Below are 24,684 nucleotides of genomic sequence, written 5' to 3'. Positions count from 1 at the left end.
CCACGCCTTGCGCGTCGGCGGCATTTTCATTGGCCTGACGCCGTCAGAGCTTCTTCTGCAGGAAGACGGCGTGGCCGAATTCCGGGTCGAGCTGGTAGCTGACGAAGCCTTCGCGTTCGTAGCTGCGCAGCGCGGGCGCATTGCCCGAGAGCACCTCGAGCGTGAGCTTGCAGGCGCCGCGCCGCCGAGCTTCCAGCTCGACCTGCGCAAACATCTGCTGCGCCACGCGCTGACCGCGGTGGCTGGCGCGCACGACCACGTCGTGCACATTCACCAGCGGCTGGCAGGCGAAGGTCGAAAAACCTTCGATGCAGTTGATCAGGCCCACGGGCGTGTCGCCGTCGAAGGCCAGCACGCTGAACGCCTGCGGACGTGCCGCCAGCGCGGCGGGCAGGCCTTCGCGCACCGACGCCGGCAGCGGCGTGCCGCCGCCGGCGGGGTCGCGTGCGTAGCTGTCGAGCAGCTCGACCACGGCCGCCGCCTGCAGCGGATCGCGGTAGTCGGCCAGGCGGGTGTCGATGCGGCCCGTCGTCGTCATGCGGCGGGCTTGAGCGTGGCCGCGAGGCGCTCGGCGCAAGACTGCGATTGCTTCGGATCACGCGCCTCGACCATCACGCGCACCAGCGGCTCGGTGCCGCTCGCACGGATGAGCACGCGGCCGGCGTCGCCCAGTTCGGCTTCGATGCGCTTGGTTTCGCTGGCGAGCGCTGCGTTGCTCTTCCAGTCCTGGTCGGGCGCGAGGCGCACATTGATGAGCGTCTGCGGGAACAACGTGACGCCTTCGAGCAGCTGCGCCACCGTCTTGCCGCTGCGCACGCAGGCCTGCAGCACCTGCAGTGCACTCACGATGCCGTCACCGGTGGTATGGCGGTCGAGCGCCAGCAGGTGGCCGGAGCCTTCGCCGCCGAGCAGCCAGCCGCGCTTGTCGAGCTCCTCGAGCACGTAGCGGTCGCCGACCTTGGCGCGCACGAACTCGATGTCCTGCGCGCGCAGGGCCATCTCGACGGCCTTGTTGGTCATGAGCGTGCCGACCACGCCCGCCGGCTTCTCGCCGCGCGCCACGCGTTCGGCCACCATCAGGTACAGCAGCTCGTCGCCATTGAACAGGCGACCGCTGGCATCGACCAGCTGCAGCCGGTCGGCGTCGCCGTCCAGGGCGATGCCGTAGTCGGCCTTCTGCGCCGTCACCGTAGCGACCAGCGCCTCGGGATGCGTGGCGCCGAAACCCTTGTTGATGTTGAGCCCGTCGGGCGCGCAGCCGATGCTCGTAACGTCCGCGCCCAGTTCGTGGAACACGTTCGGCGCCACCTGGTAGGCCGCGCCGTGGGCCGCATCGACCACCAGCTTCATGCCGCGCAGCGACAGGTCGTTGGCGAAGGTGCTCTTGCAGAACTCGATGTAGCGCCCGTCCGCGTCGTTGAGGCGGCGGGCCTTGCCCAGGTTGGCCGAATCCACCCAGACGGGTTCTTCTTCGAGCGCGGCCTCGACGGCCAGCTCCCAGGCGTCGTCGAGCTTGGTGCCCTGCGCGCTGAAGAACTTGATGCCGTTGTCGGGAAAGGCGTTGTGGCTGGCGCTGATGACTACGCCCAGGCTGGCGCGCTGGGCGCGCGTGAGGTACGCCACGCCCGGCGTGGGCAGCGGACCGAGCAGCACCACATCGACGCCGGCGGAGTTGAAGCCCGACTCGAGCGCCGACTCGAGCATGTAGCCCGAGATGCGGGTGTCCTTGCCGATCAGCACCGTGGGACGGGCCTGGGTTTTCTTGAGCACGCGGCCGACCGCGTGTGCGAGGCGCAGCACGAAATCGGGGGTGATGGGCGATTGGCCGACCGTGCCGCGGATGCCGTCGGTGCCGAAATACTTACGGGTCATGTTGTTGCTCTTTGAAGGTGTTCTTGCGGTGCTTCCGCGCGCATGGCACGCCATACGGCGAGGGCGGCGACGGTGTCGCGAACGTCGTGCACCCGCACGACCGCCGCCCCCCGGTCCACGGCCAGCACGGCGGCTGCCACGCTGGGCACGGTACGCCCGAATGCATTGTCGATGCCGGTGACAGCCCCGATGGAGGACTTGCGGGACCAACCTAGCAACAAGGGGTAACCGGTTGCCAACAATTCCCGCTGCCGTCCGAGGAGCGCGAAGTTCTGCGCCACGCTCTTGCCGAAGCCGACACCCGGATCGAGGGTGATGCGCGCGGGGTCGATGCCCAGCGCCGTCAGCGGTGCCAGTTGTTCGTCCCAGAAAGCCAGCACCTCGGGAATCACGTCGCCCTGCATCGGCAGCGTCTGCATGGTCTGCGGGTCGCGGTGCATGTGCATCAGGCAGATGCCGCAGGTCGGGTGCGCCGCCACGGCCTCGCGTGCGCCCGGCTGGCGCAGCGCCCAGATGTCGTTGACGATGTCCGCGCCCAGGTCGAGCACGGCGCGCATCACCTCGGGTTTGTAGGTGTCGATGGACAGCGGCACGTTCAGCTTCACGGCCTCGCGCACCACGGGCAGCACGCGCGCCAGCTCGGCGTCGAGTGGCACGGCGGGGCTGCCGGGACGGGTCGATTCGCCGCCGATGTCGAGGATGTCGGCACCCTCCTTCAGCAACTGCTCGCAGTGCGCCAGTGCAGTGCTTGTGGACGCATGCGCGCCACCGTCGGAAAAGGAATCGGGCGTGACGTTGACGATGCCCATCACGCGCGGCTGCGCGAGATCAATCCTGAAGCGCGAGGTCTGCCAAACCGCACCATCTGGCTCACCATGGAAAACGGGGCCAGGGGCCCCGTTGTTGCTTGATTGCAAGCCCACCTCAGGCCGCAGTGGGCGCCGGGTCGGTCGTGACGGCCGGCGTGCCACCGCTGCCACCGCTGCCCGAAGGCGGGATGCGCGGCGTCCAGTCCTTGGGCGGGCGCGGTGCGCGGCCGGCCATGATGTCGTCGAGCTGTTCGCTGTCGATGGTTTCCCATTCGAGCAGCGCCTTGGCCATCGCGTGCATCTTGTCGCTGTTCTCTTCGATCAGGCGGCGCGCCAGGGCGTACTGCTCGTCGATGATGCGGCGCACTTCGCCGTCGACCTTTTCCATGGTCTGTTCGCTCATGTTCGTGGTCTTGGTGACCGAACGACCCAGGAACACTTCGCCCTCGTTCTCGGCATAGACCATCGGGCCCAGCGCGTCGGTCATGCCGTAGCGCGTGACCATGTCGCGGGCGATGGAGGTCGCACGCTCGAAGTCGTTGCTGGCGCCGGTGGTCATCTGGTGCATGAACACTTCTTCGGCGATGCGGCCACCGAACAACATGCTGATCTGGTTCAGCATGTATTCGCGGTCGTAGCTGTAGCGGTCTTGTGCCGGCAGGCTCATGGTCACGCCGAGAGCGCGGCCGCGAGGAATGATCGTGACCTTGTGGACCGGGTCGCACTTGGGCAGCAGCTTGCCGATGAGGGCGTGGCCGGACTCGTGGTAGGCCGTGTTGCGGCGCTCTTCCTCGGGCATGACCATGCTCTTGCGCTCGGGGCCCATGAAGATCTTGTCCTTGGCCTTCTCGAAGTCCTGCATCTCGACCACACGCGCATTCCGGCGGGCGGCCATCAGGGCGGCTTCGTTGCACAGGTTGGCCAGGTCGGCGCCGGACATGCCGGGCGTGCCGCGGGCGATGACGCTCGGATTGACGTCCTGGCCCAGTGGGACCTTGCGCATGTGCACGCCGAGGATCTGCTCGCGGCCGCGGATGTCGGGCAGCGTGACGTACACCTGACGGTCGAAACGGCCGGGGCGCAGCAGCGCAGCATCAAGGATGTCCGGGCGGTTCGTGGCAGCCACGACGATCACGCCGAGGTTGGTTTCGAAGCCGTCCATCTCGACCAGCATCTGGTTGAGGGTTTGCTCGCGCTCGTCGTTGCCGCCGCCGAGGCCGGCGCCGCGCTGACGACCCACCGCATCGATTTCGTCGATGAAGATGATGCAAGGCGCGTTCTTTTTGGCGTTCTCGAACATGTCGCGCACGCGGGCTGCGCCCACGCCGACGAACATTTCGACGAAGTCGGAACCCGAGATCGAGAAGAACGGCACCTTGGCTTCGCCGGCGATCGACTTGGCCAGCAGCGTCTTGCCGGTGCCCGGAGGGCCGACCAGCAGCAGGCCGCGCGGAATGCGGCCGCCGAGTTTCTGGAAGCGCTGCGGGTCTTTCAGGAAGTCGACGACTTCACGGACTTCTTCCTTGGCCTCGTCGCAGCCTGCAACGTCGGCGAAGGTCACCGTGTTGTTGTTCTCGTCCATCATGCGGGCCTTGCTCTTGCCGAAGCTGAACGCCCCGCCCTTGCCGCCGCCCTGCATCTGGCGCATGAAGTAGATCCAGACGCCGATCAGCAGCAGCATCGGGCCCCAGCTGACCAGCAGGGTCATGAGGAGTGAGCCTTCTTCGCGCGGCTTGACGTCGAACTTGACGCCGTGGTCGATCAGGTCGCCCACGAGGCCGCGGTCGAGGACCGTGGCGGTCGTGCGGATCTTGCGATCGTCGTTGGTGACCGCGACGATTTCGCCGCCACCGGCGCCTTCAGGAATGATGGCGCTCTTGATCTGGTTGTTGCGGACCTGGTCCAAAAACTCGGAATAGCTCACCGTTCCCGAGCCGACGCCACCGCGGGTGTCGAACTGCTTGAACACAGTGAACAACACCATGGCAATGACGAGCCATACGGCAACTTTGGAAAACCACTGATTGTTCAAACGAAGCTCCAGTCGAAAGCGCGTGACGGGAATATGAAATACGCGCTGAGGGTACGCAATTGCGCCCCATTTTAGGCTTTTCAAGCTGCGAAAAGCGGACATTTCCCTATAGCAGCCATAGGCTGACAAGGGTTTGCGCCCCTGGAGGGCACGCTGCGGCAAGGTATCAATGCGTATCGAGCGCCTTCAATCCCCTGCCGATGAGGAAGGTTTCGGCCGATTTATCGCGTGACGCCTTCGGTTTGAGCGGCTTCACGACGCGGAAATTGGCCTTGAACATCTGGACCAATTCGTCATACCCGCTGCCGTGGAATACCTTGGCCACCAATGCCCCTTCGGGCTTCATGTGGTTCTGGGCGAAGTCGATGGCCAGTTCGATCAGGTGCGCCACGCGGGCCGCATCGGCCGAATGGATGCCCGACAGGTTGGGCGCCATGTCGGACACCACCAGGTCGGCCTTGCGGCCGGCCAGCACGGCCAGGAGCTGCGCCAGCAATGCGTCTTCGCGGAAGTCGCCCTGCAGGAAGGTCACGCCTTCGATGGGCTCCATCGGCAGCAGGTCGAGCGAAATGATGGTGCCGTTGAGGTCGCCGGCCGCCGCCCCGCCCGGCGACATGCGCCGCCGCAGGTACTGGCTCCAGGCGCCGGGGGTCGAGCCGAGGTCGACCACCAGCTGGCCGGGCTTGACCAGCCCGAGCGACTCGTCGATTTCCTTGAGCTTGTAAGCCGCGCGGGCGCGGTAGCCCTCTCTGGTCGCGAGCTTCACGTAGGGGTCGTTGATGTGGTCGTGAAGCCACGCCTTGTTGACTTTTTTGCTTTTGGCTTTGGTGCTCATGAGGGTGTTCGTGTACGGGTCGATAATACGGGGATGCCCGCCATTCAACTTACCCCTGCCGAGCGCAAGGTGCACCGCGCCGAAGCTCACCACCTGGATCCGATCGTCATGGTCGGTGGAGACGGGCTCACCCCTGCCGTGAAAAAGGAGGCCGACGCGGCCCTGAAGGCCCATGGCCTGATCAAGGTGCGCGTGTTCTCCGACGACCGCCTCGCCCGTGACGCCATGCTCCAGGAGCTCGCCGACGAGCTCGACGCCGCCCCGATCCAGCACATCGGCAAGCTGCTCGTGCTGTGGCGCCCGAAGCCCGAAAAAGAGCGTGTGATCGACGAAGACCGCATGCCCGGCCCGCGCGACGTGAAGATCGTCAAGTACAGCAAGCGCGGCGGCCAGCGCCCTGAAATCAAGACCCTGCGCGTGCTCGGCAACCAGCGCCTCACCCCGGGCGGCACCATCAAGCGCGCCAAGGCCAAGCGTCCGCTGTCGGCCAAGAAACGCAACCAGGCGGACTGAACTTGGTGGCAGCGCAAGGCGCCCAGCGCCATATCCTCTGCATGAAGTGGGGCACCAAGTACGGCCCCGAGTACGTCAACCGGCTCTACGCCATGGTGCGCCGCCACCTCAGCGGCGACTTCAAGTTCGTCTGCCTGACCGACGACGGCAACGGCATCCGCCCCGAAGTGACGTGCCTGCCCATTCCGCCGCTCAACCTCCAGCTGGCCCCGGGTCAGCGCGACGGCGCCTGGAAGAAGCTCACGACCTTCGAGCAGGACCTGCACGGTATGCGCGGCACCGCCCTCTTCCTGGACGTCGACGTGGTGATCGTCGGCAGCCTGGACGCCTTCTTCGAGCAGCCCGGCGAGTTCCTGATCATTCACGACTACGCCCGCCCCTGGCGGCGCGAGCGGATCACGGGAAATTCATCGGTCTACCGCTTCGAGCTGGGCGCCCATGCCGACGTGCTGGCGTACTTTCGCGCCAACATGGACAAGGTGCAGGCCGAGTACCGCAACGAGCAGGCCTACCTGTCCGACGTGCTGCACAAGCAGGGCAAGCTGGCCTACTGGCCCGCGGCCTGGTGCCCGAGCTTCAAGTACCACGGCATCCCGACCTGGCCGACCAACTACTGGGAAGAGCCCTTCGTGCCCGAAGGCGCCCGCGTGATGGTGTTCCACGGCGAGTGCAACCCGCCCGATGCGCTGGCGGGGCGGCGCAACCGCGCCTTCCGCTACATCCGGCCGGCGAGCTGGGTCGCCAAGCACTGGAAAGAGTGAAGCCGGAGGGCGGCGGCGAGCGCGTCGCCGCCCCGGTTCAGCGTGGCGCCCGAGCGGCGCCGCCCATGCGCCACAGCAACGTGCCGGCGCAGGCCCACTGAACGAAGTACATGCCCGTGCCCACGGCATGCCACAGCTTGAGGTTGTCGCGCGCCACGATGCGCGGCGCCACGGCGTACTGCTGCAGCAGCGCCAGCAACAACGCCGCCAGCACCAGGAAGATGGCCGTCAACACCGGTTGGGTCATGCCATCGTCGGCCTTCTGGCGGAAATGGATCAGCAGGATCAGCCCGCAGCCGATGGCGATCCAGCTTTGCGCCTCGAACAGCTGGGCGGCGAAATTGCCTGCCACCGCCGGGTTGCCGAGCTTCGCGAACAGCATCGGCACGACCAAGAAGCCGATCGTGGTGAGGCTGCCCCACCAGAGGGCCGCCAGCATCAGCGCGACGCGGTCTTTCATCCGATTCAGAGGTAGCTGACCGCCACGATCTCGTAGCGCTTGAGGCCGCCCGGCGCCTGCACCTCGGCCGTGTCGCCCTCTTCCTTGCCGATCAGCGCGCGCGCGATCGGGCTCGAAATGTTGATCAGGCCCAGCTTCAGGTCGGCCTCGTCTTCGCCCACGATTTGGTACTTGACGGCTTCGCCCGACTCTTCTTCCTCGAGTTCGACGGTCGAGCCGAACACCACCTTGCCGCCGGCGTCGAGCTCGCTCGGGTCGATGATCTGGGCGGCGGAGAGCTTGCCCTCGACTTCCTGGATGCGGCCTTCGATGAAGCCCTGGCGATCCTTGGCGACTTCGTACTCGGCGTTTTCGCTCAGGTCGCCCTGGGCACGTGCCTCGGAAATGGCGTTGATGACCCAGGGACGGTCGACCGTCTTGAGCTGGTGCAGTTCGGCGCGCAGTTTTTCAGCGCCGCGCTTGGTGATGGGAATGGTGGCCATGCAGTTGGTTCTCCATAAAGCGAAACCGCCGAACGATGCCGTTCGGCGGTCGATTGGGGGGACAGATCAGACGAGATTGCGTCCGGTCAGCCGGCTCAGGATGGCGAGCGGGCTCGAATCTGAATTGTATTGCTTCGATGCGGCCAGATGAAGGGTCTGCTCGAGCATGTACTGACCCGCCATCACGGCGTGCGAGGTCTGGTCCGAGAAGCACACCCACACCGAACCCGGCGGGAACTTGGCCGTTTCCTGGGGCGAGTTTTCCTGGTACGCCATGTCCGACTTCATGCCGTCGTGCAGCTGCAGCATCAGGTGGTCGTACTCGCTGCGGAACGACTTGGTGACGTGCAGCGCCTGCAGCAGCTTGGCCTGCCAGCGCGCATAGGGCTTGGCCCGCGGCAGGAAGCGCTTGGCGATGTCCTCGAAAGGCTCGCCCACACGCCACACGCGCGGTGCGCCATCGGGGTTGACGTTGGTGAACACACGCAGGATGCGCTCGCCATAGTTGGGCCGCGACGGGAACGCATCGACGTGCAGGCGCCGATCGTCGGCGCGCCACGACTGCACGCGCGTCTCGACCTGGGCCGGCCGGTAGCTGGTCGGCGCCAGGCGCAAGGCCGGCGTGTAGTGCGGCAGCAGGCCATGGATGAGTTGCTGCGCCTGCGTGCGAAAGCGCTTCACCATCGCCGCCGTGGCGCGCTGCACCGCCTCGTCCCCCACGGCACCCTTGAGCTTGCCGTGGGCATCGAGGCTGATGTTGCGCACGTCGGGCGACAGCAGGCTGGGCGTCAGCAGGCTGCGCTCTTCAGGCCGCAGCTCGAAGCCCAGCCGCGGGAAGTACAGCACCTTGCCGGCTTCCAGCTCTGCGATCCACGCCTCGTTGGGCGTGGCCGCGGCCCAGTCCGTCAGGCCCAGTTCGACCAGCTGCGTTTCCATGGCGGTGCCCAATCAGGCAGCAGCCAGCTGCGCGTGCATCTCCTGCACCGAGATCACGCCCAGCTCGTCCATGAAGCCCATGCCTTCGACCGCGGCTTCGGCGCCGAAGATCGTGGTGAAGGTGGTCACGCGCGCCAGCAGTGCCGAGGTGCGGATCTGGCGCGAGTCGGTGATCGCGTTGCGGCGCTCTTCCACCGTGTTGATGACCAAGGCAATCTCGTTGTTCTTGATCATGTCCACGATGTGCGGGCGGCCTTCGGTCACCTTGTTGACCGTCTCGCAGGCGATGCCGGCGGCGCTGATGGCCGCGGCGGTGCCCTTGGTGGCGACCAGTTCGAAGCCCAGCTTGGCCAGGCCGCGCGCCACTTCGACGGCACGTGCCTTGTCGTTGTTCTTCACCGAGATGAAGGCCTTGCCCGACTTCGGCAGGTGCGTGCCGGCGCCCAGCTGCGACTTCACGAAGGCTTCGCCGAAGGTCTTGCCCACGCCCATCACTTCGCCGGTCGACTTCATCTCGGGGCCGAGGATGGTGTCCACGCCCGGGAACTTGACGAACGGGAACACGGCTTCCTTCACGCTGAAGTACGGCGGCGTAACTTCCTTCGTGATGCCTTGCGACGCCAGCGATTGCCCGGCCATGCAGCGTGCAGCCACCTTGGCGAGCTGGATGCCCGTGGCCTTGCTCACGTACGGCACGGTGCGCGAGGCGCGCGGGTTCACTTCGAGCACGTAGATGACGTCCTTGCCGTCCTTCTGCTGGATCGCGAACTGCACGTTCATCAGGCCGACCACGTTCAGCGCCTTGGCCATGGCGGCGCTCTGGCGCTTCAGTTCGGCGATGGTGTCGGCGTTCAGGCTGTAGGGCGGCAGCGAGCAGGCCGAGTCACCCGAGTGCACGCCGGCCTGTTCGATGTGTTCCATCACGCCGCCGATCAGCGTGCCGCCTTCGGCGTCGCGGATGCAGTCGACGTCGCACTCGACGGCGTCGTTCAGGAAGCGGTCGAGCAGCACCGGCGAGTCGTTGCTCACCTTGACCGCTTCGCGCATGTAGCGCTCGAGGTCGCGCTGCTCGTGCACGATTTCCATCGCACGGCCGCCCAACACGTAGCTCGGGCGAACCACCAGCGGATAGCCCAGGGCCGCAGCCTTTTCGAGCGCTTCAGGTTCGGTGCGCGCGGTGGCGTTCGGCGGCTGGCGCAGGCCCAGCTCGTGCAGCAGCTTCTGGAAGCGCTCGCGGTCTTCGGCCGCGTCGATCATGTCGGGCGAGGTGCCGATGATCGGCACGCCGTTGGCTTCGAGGTCGAGTGCGAGCTTGAGCGGCGTCTGGCCGCCGTACTGCACGATCACGCCGAGCGGCTTTTCCTTGTCGACGATCTCGAGCACGTCTTCGAGCGTCAGCGGTTCGAAGTACAGGCGGTCGGACGTGTCGTAGTCGGTCGACACGGTCTCGGGGTTGCAGTTGACCATGATGGTCTCGTAGCCGTCTTCGCGCATGGCGAGCGCGGCGTGCACGCAGCAGTAGTCGAACTCGATGCCCTGGCCGATGCGGTTGGGACCGCCGCCGAGCACCATGATCTTCTTCTTGTCCGTCGGGTCGGCCTCGCACTCGTCCTCGTAGGTCGAGTACATGTAGGCCGTGTTGGTGGCGAACTCGGCCGCGCAGGTGTCCACGCGCTTGTAGACCGGGCGCACGCCCAGGGCGCGGCGCTTCTCGCGGATGGCCGTGTCGGTGGTCTTGAGCTGCTTGGCGAGGCGGCGGTCGGAGAAGCCCCTCTTCTTCAGCGCGAGCAGCGTGTCCTTGTCGATGTCGTCGAGCGACTTGGTTTCCAGTTCGAGTTCGATCTTCACGATCTCTTCGATCTGCACCAGGAACCACGGGTCGATCTTGGTCAGTGCGAACACTTCATCGACGCTCAGGCCCATGGCGAAAGCATCGCCCACGTACCAGATGCGCTCGGGACCAGGCTCGCCCAGTTCCTTCTCGAGCACTTCGCGGTCCTGCGTCTTCTCGTTCAGGCCGTCGACGCCCACTTCGAGGCCGCGCAGGGCCTTCTGGAACGACTCCTGGAAGGTGCGACCCATGGCCATCACCTCGCCCACCGACTTCATCTGCGTGGTGAGACGCGAGTCGGCCTGCGGGAATTTCTCGAACGCGAAACGCGGGATCTTGGTGACCACGTAGTCGATCGACGGCTCGAACGACGCGGGCGTGGCGCCACCGGTGATTTCGTTGCGCAGCTCGTCGAGCGTGTAGCCCACGGCCAGCTTGGCCGCGACCTTGGCGATCGGGAAGCCCGTGGCCTTGGAGGCCAGCGCCGAGGAGCGCGACACGCGCGGGTTCATCTCGATGACGACCATGCGGCCGTCCTTCGGGTTGATGGAGAACTGCACGTTCGAGCCGCCGGTGTCCACGCCGATCTCGCGCAGCACAGCCAGCGAGGCGTTGCGCAGGATCTGGTATTCCTTGTCGGACAGCGTCTGCGCGGGTGCCACGGTGATCGAGTCGCCGGTGTGCACACCCATCGGGTCGAGGTTTTCGATCGAGCAGACGATGATGCAGTTGTCGGCCTTGTCGCGCACGACTTCCATCTCGTACTCTTTCCAGCCGAGCAGCGATTCTTCGATCAGCAGTTCGTTGGTGGGCGAGGCTTCGATGCCGCGCTTGCAGATGGTCTCGAATTCGTCGGGGTTGTAGGCAATGCCGCCGCCGGTACCACCGAGCGTGAAGCTGGGGCGGATCACGGTCGGAAAGCCGAGCGTCTTCTGCACGGCCCAGGCCTCGTCCATCGTGTGCGCAATGCCCGAGCGCGCCGAACCGAGACCGATCTTGGTCATCGCGTCCTTGAACTTCAGGCGGTCTTCGGCCTTGTCGATGGCTTCGGGCGTGGCGCCGATGAGTTCGACCGGCTTGTTGGTGGCCGCGCCCGTGTACTTGTCGAGCACGCCGTTGCGCCAGAGGTCGAGCGCGCAGTTCAGCGCGGTCTGGCCGCCCATGGTCGGCAAGATCGCGTCGGGGCGTTCCTTGGCGATGATCTTCTCGACCGTCTGCCAGGTGATCGGCTCGATGTAGGTGACGTCGGCCGTGGCCGGGTCGGTCATGATCGTCGCGGGGTTGCTGTTGATCAGGATGACCTTGTAGCCCTCTTCGCGCAGCGCCTTGCAGGCTTGCACGCCGGAGTAGTCGAACTCGCAGGCCTGGCCGATGATGATCGGGCCGGCGCCGATGATGAGGATCGATTTGAGGTCGGTGCGCTTAGGCATTCTTGTTCTCCGTCTTGTGCTTTTCCATGAGTGCCGTGAAGCGATCGAACAAATAGCCGATGTCATGCGGGCCCGGCGAGGCTTCCGGGTGGCCCTGGAAGCAGAACGCGGGCTTGTCGGTGCGCGCCAGGCCCTGCAGCGTGTTGTCGAACAGGCTGATGTGGGTGGGACGCAGGTTGGCCGGCAGCGACTTCTCGTCGACCGCGAAGCCGTGGTTCTGGCTGGTGATGCTCACGCGGCCGTTGTCCAGGTCCTTCACCGGATGGTTCGCGCCATGGTGGCCGAACTTCATCTTGAAGGTCTTGGCGCCCGAGGCGAGCGCCATGATCTGGTGGCCCAGGCAGATGCCGAAGGTGGGAATGCCGGTCTCGATCAGTTCCTTGACGGCGCTGATGGCGTAGTCGCAGGGCTGCGGGTCGCCGGGGCCGTTGGCCAGGAAGATGCCATCGGGCTTGAGCTTGAGCACGTCGGCCGCGGGCGTCTGCGCCGGCACCACGGTGATGCGTGCGCCGCGCTGCGCGATCATGCGCAGGATGTTCTTCTTGACGCCGTAGTCGAAGGCGACAACGTGGAACTTGGGCGTGATCTGCACGCCGTAGCCCGCGCCGAGCTTCCACTCGGTTTCGGTCCATTCGTAGGTCTGCGTGACCGACACCACCTTGGCCAGGTCGAGGCCGGCCATGCTCGGCGCGGCCTTGGCGGCGGCAATGGCCTTGTCGATCAGCGCCTGCGTCACAGTCTCGCCCGCGGCCAGCCCCAGGATGCAGCCGTTCTGCGCGCCGTGGGTGCGCAGGTGGCGCGTGAGCTTGCGGGTGTCGATGTTCGCAATGGCCACCGTGTGGCCGGACACGAGGTACTCGGTCAGCGTGGCGGTCTTGCGGAAGTTGGACGCGACGAGAGGCAGGTCCTTGATGATCAGGCCCGCGGCATGGATCTTGTCGGCTTCGATGTCCTCGCCGTTGACGCCGTAGTTGCCGATGTGCGGATACGTCAGGGTGACGATCTGCTGGCAGTAGCTGGGGTCGGTGAGGATTTCCTGGTAACCGGTCATCGCGGTGTTGAACACCACTTCACCGGTCGTGGAGCCGGCGGCTCCGATCGAGTTGCCGAGAAAGACCGTGCCGTCTGCGAGCGCCAGGATGGCGGGCGGGAAACTTCCCTTGAGAGACAAAAGCACTGGGTTCTCCGGATGGTTACGGTCGCCCGGAGCCCCAGGCGCGTTGCCTGCGGACTGCTGCTTAAGGGGATTTTGGCGTTGAAGGCGGCCGGGCGACGCTGATTTGCGAGTAAGCCCCCGATTGTAGCTCGGACTGGGTGTGTTATTTGGCCTGCAGGGCCGCTCCGCTTGCGTGCAGGCAGATGGCGGCGGCGGCCGCCACGTTGAGCGACTCCTCGCCGCCAGGCTGCGCGATGCGAATGTGGTGGCTGGCCCGGGCCTCCAGCGCGCCTGAGACGCCCTGCCCTTCGTGGCCCATCAGCCAGGCGCAGGGGTGCGGCAGTTCGGCCTTGTGCAGCCATTCGCCCCGGTGTGAACTCGTGGCAACCAGCGGCACCCGGAGCGCATCGAGCGCGTCGATGTCCACGCCTTCGACCAGCCGCAGGCCGAAGTGGGCCCCCATGCCGGCGCGGAGCACCTTCGGTGCCCACAGCGCGGCCGTGCCCTTGAGCGCGATCACCTGGGTGAAGCCGAAAGCCGCCGCACTGCGCAGGATGGAGCCGGCATTGCCGGCATCCTGCAGTCGGTCGAGCACCACGCTCGGCGCGTCGGGCAGGATTTCGGGCCGCGGCGGCAGATCGAGCACAAAGCCCATCGGCGCGGGCGACTCCAGGCCACTCACTGCGCGCAACAGGTCGTCGGCAACCACTACCGTTTTGATAGCGCTTTGCACCCATTCAGTGGGCGCCGAAGGCCAGAACGCCTCCGAGAACACTGCCACCGCCGGCTTGACGCCGCGTGCCAGCGCCGCGCGGCACAGGTGATCGCCCTCAAGCCAGAGGCGACCCAGCTTGCGATAGGCGCCCGGGTCCTGCGCGAGCTTGCGCAGGTCCTTGAGCAAGGGGTTGTCGCGCGAGCTGATGTGGCTCGGGCCGGTGTCGGTGGTCATGGCAGGCTCAGGGGGCGGCGCGCGGATCGAGGCGTGCGCTCTGGTTTTCGGCGGCACCGATCACGAGGGTCGCTGGCACCTCGCCGGTCACAAGGGTGGCGCCCGAAGTCGCAGCGGCCGTGCGCGCCAGCGCCGCCGCCACCGGACTGAACGATCGACGGTGGTGCACGCAGGCGCCGTGGCGTTGCAGCGCTTCGAGGTGCTCACGCGTGCCGTAGCCCTTGTGGCCGGCAAAGCCGTAGTGCGGGAATTCGTCGTGCAGCTGCGTGCAGAGCCGGTCGCGGTGCACCTTGGCCAGGATGGATGCGGCCGAGATCGCCTTGACCCGCGCATCGCCCTTGACGATGGCCTCGGCCAGCACGTCGAGCCGGGGCAGCCGGTTGCCGTCCACCAGCACCTTGACCGGCTTCAGCCGCAGGCCTTCGACCGCGCGACGCATCGCGAGCATCGTGGCCTGCAGGATGTTGAGGCTGTCGATCTCCTCGACCGAGGCCTGGGCGATGGAGCAGCACAGCGCCTTGGCCAGGATCTGGTCGTGCAGGCGTTCGCGCTGCAGCGCCGTGAGCGTCTTGGAGTCAGCCAGGCCGCGGATCGGGCGCAGGTCGTCCAGGATCACGGCCGCGGCCACCACCGGGCCGGCCAGGGGTCCGCGTCCGGCTTCGTCGACGCCCGCCATCAGGCCCGGCGCGTCCCACACGAGCGGGACCTGTTCAGCCTTCAAGAACTTTCTGGATCGCATCGGCGCAGAGTGTGGGCGTGTCGCGCTGCAATTGCACATGCAGCGCAGAAAATCTTTGTTGCAGCGCCTGCGTCTTCGCGGGCGCGTCGAGCCATTCGAGTGTGGCCTGTGCCAGCGCCTCGGGCGAGGCGGCTTCCTGCAGCAGCTCGGGCACCACGAACTCGCGGCACAGGATGTTCGGCAGTCCGACCCAGGGCTGCAGCTGCTTGCGCTGCATGAGGCGCCACGAGAGGCCGTTCATGTTGTAGGCAATGACCATCGGCCGCTTGAACAGCGCCGCCTCGAGCGTGGCGGTGCCGCTGGCGATCAGCGTGACATCGCAGGCGGCGAGCGCAGCGTGCGACTGGCCATGTAGCAGCGTCACCCGCCCCGCCATGCCGGCAGCCTGCAGCAGGCCTTCGACCTCGGCGCGCAGCCCCGGCAGGATCGGTGCGATGAACTGCAGCTTCGGCTTGGCCTTCTGCATCAGCGCCGCAGCGGCGAAGAAGCGGGCGGCGAGATAGCGGATTTCGGAGCGGCGGCTGCCGGGCAGCAGCGCGACGACCTGTGCCTCGGGGTCCAGCCCCAGCGCGGCGCGGGCGGCCGCGCGGTCGGGCGTCATCGGGATCACGTTGGCCACCGGATGCCCCACGTAGCTCGCGGCGACGCCCTGCTTTTCGAGCAGTTCGGGCTCGAACGGGAAGATGCACAACACGTGGTCGGCGGCGGCCCGAATCTTGTCGATGCGGTCGGCGCGCCAGGCCCAGATCGAGGGGCAGACGAAATGAACCGTCTTGATCCCCTCGCGACGCAGGCCGGCTTCGAGGTCGAGGTTGAAGTCGGGCGCATCCACGCCGATGAACAGCTCGGGGCGCTCGCGCAGCAGCCGCGCCTTGAGCTGGCGGCGGATACCCGCGATCTCGGCGTAGTGCCGCAAGACCTCGATGTAGCCACGCACCGCGAGCTTTTCCTGCGGCCACCAGCTCTGGAAACCGTGGGCCAGCATGCGTGGACCGCCGATGCCGGCGGTCTGCAGCGCAGGCCAGCGGGCTTCGAGGCCGTCGAGCAGCAGGCCCGCCAGCAGATCGCCGGACGCTTCGCCCGCGACCAGCGCGAAGCGGCGCTGTTCGTTCGTGCTCATCGCGCCCATGTCAGCGCGCGATGCCGCGCGTCGAATGGGCGAGGAAGGCCTCCATCAGCCCGACATCGCCAGCGGCCTCGGGCATTTCCGCCGTGAGCGCGGCAATGCCGGCGCGTGCTTCTTCGAGCGTCTTGCCCTGCCGGTACAGCAGGCGGTGCATCTGCTTGACCGCCGCGAGCCGCTGCGCCGAAAAATCGCGCCGGCGCAGGCCCACGACGTTGAAGCCGCGAACCGCCAGCGGATTGCCGTCGACCAGCATGAAGGGCGGCACGTCCTGAGTCACGGCACTCGCGAAGCCGACCATGGCATGGGCGCCAATCGACACGAATTGGTGGATGCCGGTCAGCCCGCCGATCGTGACCCAGTCGGCCAGATGCACGTGACCAGCCAGCGTGGTGTTGTTGGACAGCGTGGTGTGGTTGTCGACCTGGCAGTCGTGCGCGATGTGCGTGTACGCCATGATCCAGTTGTCGTTGCCGACACGCGTGATGCCCCCTGCCCCGGGCACGCCGAGGTTGAAAGTACAGAACTCGCGGATCACGTTGCGGTCGCCGATGGTGAGCTCGGTCGGCTCGCCCGCGTACTTCTTGTCCTGGGGAATCGCGCCGAGCGACGAGAACTGGAAGATCCTGTTGTCGCGGCCGATGGTGGTACGCCCCTCGATCACGCAGTGCGGGCCGATGGTGGTGCCTGCGCCGACCCGCACATGCGGGCCGATCACGGTGTAGGGACCGACCGACACCGAGGCGTCGAGCTGGGCCTTCGGGTCGACGATCGCGGTCGAGTGAACCTGGGTCATGCCTTGCAAGAGACGATGCGCCGGATCAGCTGTTGATCTGGCGCATGGCGCACATCAGCGAGGCTTCGCACGCCAGTTCGCTGCCCACGAGCGCACGGCCCTTGAACTTCGAGATGCCGGCCTTCATGCGCTCGATTTCGACTTCCAGCGTGAGCTGGTCGCCCGGCTCCACGGGGCGCTTGAAGCGCGCGCCGTCGATCGCTGCGAAGTAGTAGACGGTGTTGTCGTCGGGCACGATGTCGAGCGAACGGAACGACAGCAGCGCCGCGGCCTGCGCCATGGCTTCGAGCATCAGCACGCCCGGCATCACCGGACGGTGCGGGAAGTGGCCGTTGAAGAAGGGCTCGTTCATCGTCACGTTCTTGAGCGCCGTGATGCGCTTGCCCTTTTCCATGCTCAACACCCGGTCCACCAGCAGAAACGGGTAGCGATGCGGCAGCAACTTGAGAATTTGGTGGATATCGAGCGTCGTGTCCGTCATGGTGTTCTGTTCCTGCATCGTCGTCATTGTTTCGAGGGGGCTTTTTCCAGCGCCTTCAGTCGTTCGCGCAGGCTGTGCAACTGCTTGAGTGTTGCCGCGTTCTTTTCCCAGTTCGCATTGTCATCGATCGGAAACATGCCCGTGTACTGGCCGGCCTTGCGGATGGAGCGCGTCACCACGGTGGCCGCCGACACGTGCACGCCGTCGGCTACCGTGAGGTGACCCAGCACGATGGCGCCGCCGCCGAAGGTGCAGTGGGCGCCGATGGTGGCGCTGCCGGCCACGCCGACGCAGCCCGCCATGGCGGTGTGCTTGCCGACGCGCACGTTGTGGCCGATCTGGATCAGGTTGTCGAGCTTCACGCCGTCTTCGATGACGGTGTCGTCGAGCGCGCCGCGGTCGATGCAGGTGTTGGCGCCGATCTCGACGTCGTTGCCGATGCGCACCGCGCCCAATTGCTCGATCTTGACCCACGCGCCCTGGTGCGGCGCGAGGCCGAAGCCGTCGGCCCCGATCACCACGCCAGGGTGCAGCAGGCAGCGCTCGCCGATGGTGCAGTCTTCGCCGACCGTGACACGCGACTTCAGCACGGTGCCCGCACCGATGCGCGCGCCCCGCTCCACCACGCACAGCGCGCCGATGCGTGCAGTGGCGTCAATCTGGGCCTCGGGATGGATCACGGCCGAGGGATGGATGCGATCGGCTTCCGGGCGCGCGTGGTGCGCTTTCCACAGCTGCGTCAGGCGCGCAAAGTAGTAGTACGGGTCGGACGTGACGATGTAGGCGCCACGCGCCGCGGCGGCCTCGCGCATGGCGGGCGACACGATGACGCAGGCCGCCTTGGAGGCGGCCAGTTCCTGCTGGTACTTGGGATGGCTCAGGAAACTGAGCGCATCGGGCTGTGCATTCTGGAGCGGCGCGAGCCGCTCGATGGACAGCGTGGCATCTCCATGAAGCTCGCCCCCGAGGGCGTCAACGATGGCTCCGAGCTGCAGCGACACGCCGGTTCGCGGCGTTACTTGCCGGCCGCAGGCGCAGAGGAGCCGACCGACGCGTTCAGCGCCTTGATCACCTTGTCAGTGATGTCGTGCTTCGGGTTGATGTAGATCGCTTCCTGGAGGATGGCGTCGTACTTTTCGGTTTCAGCGACCTGCTTGACCACGCGGTTGGCGCGCTCATAGACCTGCTGGAGCTCTTCGTTCTTGCGCGCGTTCAGGTCTTCCTGGAACTCGCGGCGCTTGCGCTGGAAGTCGCGGTCCTGGTCGACCAGCGAACGCTGGCGCGAGACGCGCTGGCTTTCCGACAGGGTCGGTGCCTCGCGCTCGAACTTCTCGGACGCCGTCTTCAGCGCTTCGCCCTGCACGGTCAGGTCCTTTTCGCGCTTGAGGAACTCGGCCTCGAGCTTGGCTTGCGCGGCCTTGGCCGGCTGCGCTTCACGCAGCACGCGGTCGGGGTTCACGAAACCGATGCGAAAGCTTTCCTGGGCCTGCGCAGGCGCAGCCACCAGGGCAAAAGCGGGAATCAGGAACGCGCCGGCTGCGGCACGAATCAATTGCTTCATTTAGAAAGACGTTCCGATCTGGAATTGGAGGCGCTGAATTCTATCCTTCGGGATCACAACGAACCCGGTGCTCGGGTCCGTCACTTCCTTCTGGGACTTGACGGGGAAGGCATACGCCAGGCGCAGCGGGCCCAGCGGCGAGATCCAGCTGATGCCGAGGCCGACCGAGGCGCGCAGCTTCTTCTGGGCTTTCCACTGCTCGTCCGTCACGTTGGGCGCACGGGAGCCGAACACGTTGCCGACGTCGAAGAAGCCGTACAGGCGCAGCGTGCGGTCGTTGCCGGCACCCGGGAACGGCGTGCTCAGTTCGGCGTTGAAGATGGCCTTCTTGGTGCCGCCCAGTGCCGCGCCTTCGGTCTGGCCGAGCAGCGGCTGGTCGCGCGGGCCCAGCGAGTTCTGCTCGAAGCCGCGGATCGACCCCAGGCCACCGGCGTAGAAGTTCTTGAAGATCGGGTAGGTCTTGCCGCCGAACGCCTTGGCATAGCCGACTTCGCCGTTGATGGCAAAGGTGTACTGCTTGTTGATCGCAAAGAACTGCTGGTACTGGTAGCTGCTCTTGAGGTACTTCATGTCCCCACCCACGCCCAGCTCGAGGTTGGCGCGCTGCAGGCGGCCGGTGGTCGGGACCAGCGCGCTGTCGCGGCTGTCGCGGCCCCAGCCCACGGTCAGAGGCACACCCCAGACGCTCTTCTGGTCGCAGCCCGTGACGAACCAGCCGGTCGCGTCCCGCACGCACTTGAAGTAGTTGAGGTAGGACTGCGGCGTGGTGACGCCGGCGAGCGCCGAGCGGTTCGGGTCGAACGCGTAACGCTCCAGGCCGACGCCGAAGAAGACGGTGTCGAGTTCGCTGAACGGCACGCCGAAACGGATCGAGGCGCCCTGGTTCACCAGCTTGTAGTCGCCGTCTTCGTTCGTGGAGTACGGACGCGTCGTCGTGTGGTAGACGCTGATCGTGCGCGAGATGCCATCCTTCGTGAAGTACGGATCGGTGGTCGTCAGCGACAACGTGCGGTTGTACTTGCTGGTGTTGACCTGCACGCCCAGGAAGTTGCCCGAGCCGAACACGTTCTCTTGCGAAATGCCGAAGGTCAGCGCGACCTTTTCCGCGCTCGAGTAGCCGGCGCCCAGTTGCAGCGTGCCGGTGGGCTTCTCGGCCACGTTGACGGTCAGATCGACCTGGTCGGGCGAGCCAGGCACTTCCTGGGTCTCGACGTTCACTTCGGTGAAGAAGCCCAGGCGGTCCACGCGGTCGCGCGAGACCTTGATCTTGTCGCCGTCGTACCACGAGGCTTCGAACTGGCGGAACTCGCGGCGGATCACTTCGTCGCGGGTCTTGTTGTTGCCGCCGACTGACACGCGTCGCACGTAGACGCGCCGTGCGGGCTCAGCCTGCAGCGTCAGCGTGACGCGGTTGTTCACGCGGTCGATGTCCGGACGGGCCTGCACGCGGGCGAAGGCGTAGCCGAAGGTGCCGAAGTAGTCGCTGAAGGCCTTGGTGGTCTCGGTGACCTGCTCGCCGTTGTAGGGCTCGCCGGGCTTGATGGTGATGAGCGACTTGAACTCGTCGTCACGGCCGAGGTAGTTGCCATCGAGCTTGATGCCCGCCACCACGAACTTCTCGCCTTCGGTGATGTTGACCGTGACGGTGAGGTCCTTGCGGTCCGGCGAAATGGCAACCTGGGTCGAATCGATGCGGAACTCGAGGTAGCCGCGCGTGATGTAGTACGAGCGCAGGGTTTCGAGGTCGGCGTTGAGCTTGGCGCGCGAATACTGGTTCGACTTGGTGTACCAGCTCATGAAGCCGCCGCTGTCCTGGTCGAACAGGCTCAGCAGCGTCGATTCGCTGAAGGCCTTGTTGCCGACCACGTGCACTTCGCGGATGCGGGCGGATTCGCCTTCGGTCACGGTGAACGTGAGGTTCACGCGGTTGCGCTCGATCGGCGTGACGGTGGTCACGACGTTCGCGTTGTAGAGGCTGCGGCTCACGTACTGGCGTTTGAGTTCCTGCTCGGCGCGGTCGGCCAGTGCCTTGTCGTACGGGCGGCCATCGGCCAGGCCGATTTCGCGCAGGGCTTTCTGCAGCGCCGCCTTGTCGAATTCCTTGGCGCCGACGAAGTCGACGTCGGCGATGGTGGGGCGCTCTTCGACGATCACCACCAGCACGTTGCCGTTCACATCGATGCGCACGTCCTTGAACAACCCCAGGTCGAACAACGCACGGATCGCAGCCGAGCCGCGGTCGTCGCTGTAGGTGTCGCCCACACGCAGGGGCAGCGACGCGAAGATCGTGCCGGCCTCGACGCGTTGCAAGCCTTCGACGCGGATATCGCGCACCGTGAAAGGCTCGACGGCCCAGGCGGCCGTGGCTGCCAGCGCGCTGGCCACCACCGCGGCAACGCTACGCAGGCGAAAGCGACTGAAGTTTGTGTTCATCTGTGAATTGAGCCGGCACGGAAAGGGCCGGCAGAAAGTTAACCAAAGAGCCGTGTGACGTCGTTGAAGAGTGCGACCGACATCATCACCAGCAGCAAGGCGACACCGCCGCGCTGCAGCCGTTCCATCCAGGCGTCGGAGACGCTTTTCCCGGTCAGGCCCTCCCAAAGATAATACATCAGGTGCCCCCCATCGAGGACCGGCAGCGGCATCAGGTTGAGCACCCCGAGACTCACGCTGATGAGAGCGAGAAAGACCAGATACTGCGTCAAACCGAGGCTCGCGGACTTGCCCGCGTAGTCAGCAATTGTTAAGGGACCGCTCAGGTTCTTGATCGACGCCTCACCGATCAGCATCTTGCCCATCATGCGAACCGTGAGCGCGGACACCTCCCAGGTGCGCACCACGCCGCGCCAGATGCCATCGACCACCCCCTGGCGGACCGTGACCATCTCGGGCGGTGCGCCGACGTAGGCGCCGATGCGCGCGACCTTGGCCGCGCCCTCCTCGCGCACTTCGGGCTTGACCTCGAGCGACAGCGGCTGGCCGCCGCGCTGGAGCTGCCAGGTCTGCGTGCGCGCCTGGCCGTTGGCATCGAGCGAGGCACGAATGACTTCGCGCAGCTGCTGTCCGTCGAGGATGGGGGTGTCGCCGATGGCGAGGACTCGGTCGCCGTTGCGAAGGCCTGCGCGCTCGGCCGCGCTGCCCGCCATGACCTCGCCGATCTCGGGGCGGGTCAGCGGCGAGACCACGCCAATCTTGCGGAACATCTGCGGATCGGCGTCCTTGGCCTCCATCCGGCTCAGAGGCAAGACCAGTTGGCGACTGGGCCGACCGCCCTCACCGGCCACTTCGAGCGTGAGGTCGCGGCCGTCGAGCGCGCCGCGCGTCATGCGCCAGCGCAGGTCTTCGAAGGACTGGACCGGCGACAGGTCGCCGTCGAAACCGGCCTGGGTGATGTGTTCACCGCCGCGCAGGCCGGCCGCTTCGGCCAGCGACGCCGCCACCGGTCGGGCCAGCTTGGCCACGGGCTCGTCGACGCCGATCCAGTTGACCGCCGTGTACAGCACGACCGCCAGCAACAGGTTGGCGATCGGGCCGGCGGCCACGATGGCGGCACGCGAGCGCAGCGGCTGGGTGTTGAAGGCGCGGTGCCGCTCCTCGGGCGCCACGGGGCCTTCGCGCTCGTCGAGCATCTTGACGTAACCGCCAAACGGGAAAGCGCCGATCACGAACTCGGTCTGCTGCCCCGGGTGCTGGCGCTTGGGCTGCCAGCGAAGGATCGCCTTGCCGAAGCCGACCGAGAAGCGCTCCACCTTGACGCCGCAGGCCACGGCGACGCGGTAGTGGCCGTATTCGTGGACCGCGATGAGGACGCCGAGGGCGACCACAAAAGCTATGACGGTGAGCATCAGGGTCCTCTGCGCAGTAGGGAATCAGGCCGCGAAACGTGCCGCGGCGGCATTGGCCGCCTCGCGGGCGCTGGCGTCGAGCGCCAGCAGGTCGGCCAGCGATGCCGGCTTGGAGGGCATGACCGCCTCCAAAGTTTCCAGGTTGACCGCATGAATGCGATCGAAACGCAGGCGCCGGTCAAGGAAGGCGGCCACCGCCACCTCGTTGGCCGCGTTCAGCACCGCCGTGGTGCCCGAAGCGGCACGCAGGGCCTGCCATGCCAGCCCCAGCCCGGGGAACAGCGCAGGATCGGGCGTGTCGAAGGTCAGCGAGCCCATCTGGCGGAAATCGAGCCGTGCCGCCCCGCTTTCGATGCGCTCCGGCCAAGCCAGCCCGACCGCGATCGGCACCCGCATGTCGGGCGTGCCGAGCTGGGCAATGACCGAGGCATCAGTGAACTGCACCATCGAATGGACCACGCTCTGCGGGTGGATGACGACCTCGATCTGCTCCGGCGTCACGCCGAACAGGTGGCGCGCCTCGATCACCTCGAGCGCCTTGTTCATCATCGTGGCCGAGTCGACCGAAATCTTGCGGCCCATCACCCAGTTGGGGTGGGCGCAGGCCTGCTCGGGCGTCACGGCGCCCAGCGTGTCGGGCGCGCGGGTGCGGAACGGGCCGCCGGACGCCGTGAGGATGATCTTGTCGATGCGCCGCGCCCAGGTGGACGGGTCTTCGGGCAGCGACTGGAAAATGGCCGAATGCTCGCTGTCGATGGGCAACAGCGTGGCGCCGCCCTCCTGCACCGTGCGCATGAACAGCTCGCCGCCGACGACCAGGGCTTCCTTGTTGGCCAGCAGCAGGCGCTTGCCGGCGCGCGCGGCGGCCAGGCATGGCGCCAGGCCGGCTGCGCCGACGATGGCGGCCATCACGGCATCGACTTCGTCGTCCGACGCTATTCTTTCGAGAGCATCGTCGCCCATCAGGACGCGGGTCGGCAGATTGTTCTGCTTGAGCCTTTCGGCCAGCAGCGCGGCATGCGGCGCACTCGCCATGACGGCGAAGCGCGGCGAGAAGCGCGCGCATTGGGCCAACAACTCGTCGACCTTGGTGGCAGCCGAGAGCGCGAACACCTCGAAGCGTTCGGGGTGACGAGCAATGACGTCGAGCGTGCTGACTCCGACCGAACCGGTCGAGCCGAGCACCGTGACACGTTGTTTGGGAGTGTTCACAGGAAAGCCAGCATCATGGCAATGGGAAGTGCCGGCAAGAGGGCATCCACGCGGTCGAGCACGCCGCCGTGGCCCGGCAGCAGGCGGCTGCTGTCCTTGGCGCCGGCGCTGCGCTTGATCAGCGATTCGACGAGGTCGCCGACGACGCTCATCGCCGCCAGGAACACCGCCCCGATCAACAGCAGCCACCAGCCGCGCTCATGCAGGCGGGTGTAGAGGCTGGGCACCGTGGCGCCCAGGCTCTTGTCGGCCCAGACCCAGGCGAACGCCAGCACGATGACGCCTGCCATGCCGCCCCAGACACCTTCCCAGCTCTTGCCGGGACTGATGGCGGGCGCCAGCTTGGCGCGCGTGAACTTCAGGCCGAAGGCGCGGCCGGCGAAATAGGCGAACACGTCCGCCACCCAGACCAGCACCAGGATCGACAGCAGGAAGTTGATGCCGACCATGCGCGCCTGCACCGCCGCGAGCCACGCGACCCACAGCGCCAGCAGGCCACCCACCAGCCGCAGTCCACGCGGAATGCGCGGCCAGCCGGGCACCGCGACGCGCAGCAGCGCCGCGCCGCCAAGCACCCAGGCCGCGCTGGCCAACATCCACATCAGGAACAGGCGCTGCTCCAGCAGGCCCAGCCCCCACGACAACCCGCACAGCACCACCATCTCGGCACCCAGGAAGAGCGACATGCCCTGCCCGTAGCCGTTCAGGCGCCCCCACTCCCACGCAGCGGCGCCGATCAGCACCAGCATCACGCAGGCAAAGGGAATGTGGTTTCGATAGAACAGCGCTGGCAGCAGGATCGCGAGCAGCACGATCGCCGTGAGGATGCGTTGTTTGAGCATGCGGAAGGTGGTGTCGGGC

Annotated in this window: 23 protein-coding genes; 2 read left to right on the top strand and 21 right to left on the bottom strand. The window is 66.5% G+C overall.

All coding sequences use genetic code 11. The annotated features are described in order from the left end of the window. Positions 1 to 43: 43 nt before the first annotated feature. The 5 genes from AC3WQM_RS11775 to AC3WQM_RS11755 form a co-directional block, all read right to left on the bottom strand. Positions 44 to 538 (bottom strand): GNAT family N-acetyltransferase, encoded by a 495-nt coding sequence (locus AC3WQM_RS11775; protein ID WP_492678847.1) that lies wholly within the window; start codon positions 536 to 538, stop codon positions 44 to 46. Then, entirely contained in the window at positions 535 to 1,872 is a 1,338-nt protein-coding gene (glmM, locus tag AC3WQM_RS11770) for a phosphoglucosamine mutase (protein ID WP_307693723.1), read from the bottom strand. Before glmM ends, AC3WQM_RS11775 begins: the two co-directional genes overlap by 4 nt. Further along, positions 1,869 to 2,681: a dihydropteroate synthase gene (folP, locus tag AC3WQM_RS11765; RefSeq protein ID WP_492678885.1), complete on the bottom strand. Its 813-nt coding sequence runs from the start codon at positions 2,679 to 2,681 to the stop codon at positions 1,869 to 1,871. The genes glmM and folP overlap by 4 nt, the downstream gene beginning before the upstream one ends. 115 nt (positions 2,682 to 2,796) lie before the next feature. Continuing rightward, a complete protein-coding gene (gene ftsH / locus AC3WQM_RS11760) occupies positions 2,797 to 4,713 on the bottom strand; it encodes an ATP-dependent zinc metalloprotease FtsH (RefSeq protein ID WP_489056891.1) in 1,917 nt (638 codons plus the stop codon). 166 nt (positions 4,714 to 4,879) lie between these two features. Then, positions 4,880 to 5,548 (bottom strand): RlmE family RNA methyltransferase, encoded by a 669-nt coding sequence (locus AC3WQM_RS11755; protein WP_489056892.1) that lies wholly within the window; start codon positions 5,546 to 5,548, stop codon positions 4,880 to 4,882. A 33-nt stretch (positions 5,549 to 5,581) separates the two neighbouring features. Here AC3WQM_RS11755 and AC3WQM_RS11750 point away from each other — a divergent pair, with 33 nt between their 5' ends. Then, positions 5,582 to 6,061, top strand: a complete 480-nt coding sequence (locus tag AC3WQM_RS11750; RefSeq protein WP_062471564.1) for a YhbY family RNA-binding protein — start codon at positions 5,582 to 5,584, stop codon at positions 6,059 to 6,061. Positions 6,062 to 6,102: 41 nt separating this feature from the next. Beyond that, entirely contained in the window at positions 6,103 to 6,822 is a 720-nt protein-coding gene (locus AC3WQM_RS11745; protein ID WP_492678845.1) for a glycosyltransferase, read from the top strand. A 37-nt stretch (positions 6,823 to 6,859) separates the two neighbouring features. Here AC3WQM_RS11745 and AC3WQM_RS11740 read toward each other — a convergent pair whose 3' ends face one another. The 16 genes from AC3WQM_RS11740 to AC3WQM_RS11665 form a co-directional block, all read right to left on the bottom strand. Beyond that, complete coding sequence (locus tag AC3WQM_RS11740) at positions 6,860 to 7,282, bottom strand: DUF4149 domain-containing protein (protein WP_489056893.1); 423 nt, start codon at positions 7,280 to 7,282, stop codon at positions 6,860 to 6,862. Positions 7,283 to 7,287: 5 nt separating this feature from the next. Then, the gene (gene greA, locus AC3WQM_RS11735; protein WP_489056894.1) at positions 7,288 to 7,764 is read right to left on the bottom strand and encodes a transcription elongation factor GreA; all 477 of its coding nucleotides are present in this window, start codon (positions 7,762 to 7,764) and stop codon (positions 7,288 to 7,290) included. 66 nt (positions 7,765 to 7,830) lie between these two features. Then, the gene (gene kdoO, locus AC3WQM_RS11730) at positions 7,831 to 8,700 is read right to left on the bottom strand and encodes a Kdo hydroxylase KdoO (RefSeq protein WP_492678843.1); all 870 of its coding nucleotides are present in this window, start codon (positions 8,698 to 8,700) and stop codon (positions 7,831 to 7,833) included. A gap of 12 nt (positions 8,701 to 8,712) precedes the next feature. Then, a complete protein-coding gene (carB, locus tag AC3WQM_RS11725; protein ID WP_492678841.1) occupies positions 8,713 to 11,961 on the bottom strand; it encodes a carbamoyl-phosphate synthase large subunit in 3,249 nt (1,082 codons plus the stop codon). Beyond that, a complete protein-coding gene (gene carA / locus AC3WQM_RS11720; protein WP_492678839.1) occupies positions 11,954 to 13,138 on the bottom strand; it encodes a glutamine-hydrolyzing carbamoyl-phosphate synthase small subunit in 1,185 nt (394 codons plus the stop codon). Before carA ends, carB begins: the two co-directional genes overlap by 8 nt. A gap of 142 nt (positions 13,139 to 13,280) precedes the next feature. Then, entirely contained in the window at positions 13,281 to 14,066 is a 786-nt protein-coding gene (locus AC3WQM_RS11715) for a TrmH family RNA methyltransferase (protein WP_492678837.1), read from the bottom strand. A gap of 7 nt (positions 14,067 to 14,073) precedes the next feature. After that, positions 14,074 to 14,805 (bottom strand): ribonuclease HII, encoded by a 732-nt coding sequence (gene rnhB / locus AC3WQM_RS11710; RefSeq protein WP_492678835.1) that lies wholly within the window; start codon positions 14,803 to 14,805, stop codon positions 14,074 to 14,076. After that, positions 14,777 to 15,925, bottom strand: a complete 1,149-nt coding sequence (lpxB, locus tag AC3WQM_RS11705) for a lipid-A-disaccharide synthase (protein ID WP_492678833.1) — start codon at positions 15,923 to 15,925, stop codon at positions 14,777 to 14,779. The genes rnhB and lpxB overlap by 29 nt, the downstream gene beginning before the upstream one ends. 10 nt (positions 15,926 to 15,935) lie before the next feature. Further along, positions 15,936 to 16,724: an acyl-ACP--UDP-N-acetylglucosamine O-acyltransferase gene (gene lpxA / locus AC3WQM_RS11700; protein ID WP_492678831.1), complete on the bottom strand. Its 789-nt coding sequence runs from the start codon at positions 16,722 to 16,724 to the stop codon at positions 15,936 to 15,938. Between the two features lie 25 nt (positions 16,725 to 16,749). Continuing rightward, positions 16,750 to 17,232 carry a 3-hydroxyacyl-ACP dehydratase FabZ gene (fabZ, locus tag AC3WQM_RS11695; RefSeq protein WP_255221048.1) on the bottom strand — a complete coding sequence of 161 codons (483 nt, stop codon included), beginning with the start codon at positions 17,230 to 17,232 and terminating at the stop codon, positions 16,750 to 16,752. Then, positions 17,229 to 18,206: a UDP-3-O-(3-hydroxymyristoyl)glucosamine N-acyltransferase gene (lpxD, locus tag AC3WQM_RS11690; protein WP_492678829.1), complete on the bottom strand. Its 978-nt coding sequence runs from the start codon at positions 18,204 to 18,206 to the stop codon at positions 17,229 to 17,231. Before lpxD ends, fabZ begins: the two co-directional genes overlap by 4 nt. Before the next feature lie 14 nt (positions 18,207 to 18,220). Further along, positions 18,221 to 18,766, bottom strand: coding sequence for an OmpH/Skp family outer membrane protein (locus AC3WQM_RS11685; protein ID WP_153284435.1), 546 nt, complete (start codon positions 18,764 to 18,766; stop codon positions 18,221 to 18,223). Further along, entirely contained in the window at positions 18,767 to 21,199 is a 2,433-nt protein-coding gene (gene bamA / locus AC3WQM_RS11680) for an outer membrane protein assembly factor BamA (protein WP_492678827.1), read from the bottom strand. A gap of 38 nt (positions 21,200 to 21,237) precedes the next feature. Continuing rightward, complete coding sequence (gene rseP, locus AC3WQM_RS11675) at positions 21,238 to 22,614, bottom strand: RIP metalloprotease RseP (protein WP_492678883.1); 1,377 nt, start codon at positions 22,612 to 22,614, stop codon at positions 21,238 to 21,240. A 21-nt stretch (positions 22,615 to 22,635) separates the two neighbouring features. Further along, positions 22,636 to 23,823, bottom strand: coding sequence for a 1-deoxy-D-xylulose-5-phosphate reductoisomerase (gene ispC, locus AC3WQM_RS11670; protein ID WP_492678825.1), 1,188 nt, complete (start codon positions 23,821 to 23,823; stop codon positions 22,636 to 22,638). Next, complete coding sequence (locus tag AC3WQM_RS11665) at positions 23,820 to 24,665, bottom strand: phosphatidate cytidylyltransferase (protein ID WP_492678823.1); 846 nt, start codon at positions 24,663 to 24,665, stop codon at positions 23,820 to 23,822. The genes ispC and AC3WQM_RS11665 overlap by 4 nt, the downstream gene beginning before the upstream one ends. Positions 24,666 to 24,684 lie beyond the last annotated feature (19 nt).

The organism is Variovorax sp. FW301-JW7, from assembly GCF_058788795.1.
This window is presented reverse-complemented; position numbering and strand designations above follow the sequence as displayed.

Coding starts and splice junctions, on each gene's coding strand:
- AC3WQM_RS11775 (WP_492678847.1), bottom strand. CDS start 538: ATGACGACGACGGGCCGCATCGACACCCGCCTGGCCGACTACCGCGAT.
- glmM (WP_307693723.1), bottom strand. CDS start 1,872: ATGACCCGTAAGTATTTCGGCACCGACGGCATCCGCGGCACGGTCGGC.
- folP (WP_492678885.1), bottom strand. CDS start 2,681: ATGGGCATCGTCAACGTCACGCCCGATTCCTTTTCCGACGGTGGCGCG.
- AC3WQM_RS11755 (WP_489056892.1), bottom strand. CDS start 5,548: ATGAGCACCAAAGCCAAAAGCAAAAAAGTCAACAAGGCGTGGCTTCAC.
- AC3WQM_RS11750 (WP_062471564.1), top strand. CDS start 5,582: ATGCCCGCCATTCAACTTACCCCTGCCGAGCGCAAGGTGCACCGCGCC.
- AC3WQM_RS11745 (WP_492678845.1), top strand. CDS start 6,103: ATGAAGTGGGGCACCAAGTACGGCCCCGAGTACGTCAACCGGCTCTAC.
- AC3WQM_RS11740 (WP_489056893.1), bottom strand. CDS start 7,282: ATGAAAGACCGCGTCGCGCTGATGCTGGCGGCCCTCTGGTGGGGCAGC.
- greA (WP_489056894.1), bottom strand. CDS start 7,764: ATGGCCACCATTCCCATCACCAAGCGCGGCGCTGAAAAACTGCGCGCC.
- kdoO (WP_492678843.1), bottom strand. CDS start 8,700: ATGGAAACGCAGCTGGTCGAACTGGGCCTGACGGACTGGGCCGCGGCC.
- carB (WP_492678841.1), bottom strand. CDS start 11,961: ATGCCTAAGCGCACCGACCTCAAATCGATCCTCATCATCGGCGCCGGC.
- AC3WQM_RS11715 (WP_492678837.1), bottom strand. CDS start 14,066: ATGACCACCGACACCGGCCCGAGCCACATCAGCTCGCGCGACAACCCC.
- rnhB (WP_492678835.1), bottom strand. CDS start 14,805: ATGCGATCCAGAAAGTTCTTGAAGGCTGAACAGGTCCCGCTCGTGTGG.
- lpxB (WP_492678833.1), bottom strand. CDS start 15,925: ATGAGCACGAACGAACAGCGCCGCTTCGCGCTGGTCGCGGGCGAAGCG.
- lpxA (WP_492678831.1), bottom strand. CDS start 16,724: ATGACCCAGGTTCACTCGACCGCGATCGTCGACCCGAAGGCCCAGCTC.
- fabZ (WP_255221048.1), bottom strand. CDS start 17,232: ATGACGACGATGCAGGAACAGAACACCATGACGGACACGACGCTCGAT.
- AC3WQM_RS11685 (WP_153284435.1), bottom strand. CDS start 18,766: ATGAAGCAATTGATTCGTGCCGCAGCCGGCGCGTTCCTGATTCCCGCT.
- bamA (WP_492678827.1), bottom strand. CDS start 21,199: ATGAACACAAACTTCAGTCGCTTTCGCCTGCGTAGCGTTGCCGCGGTG.
- AC3WQM_RS11665 (WP_492678823.1), bottom strand. CDS start 24,665: ATGCTCAAACAACGCATCCTCACGGCGATCGTGCTGCTCGCGATCCTG.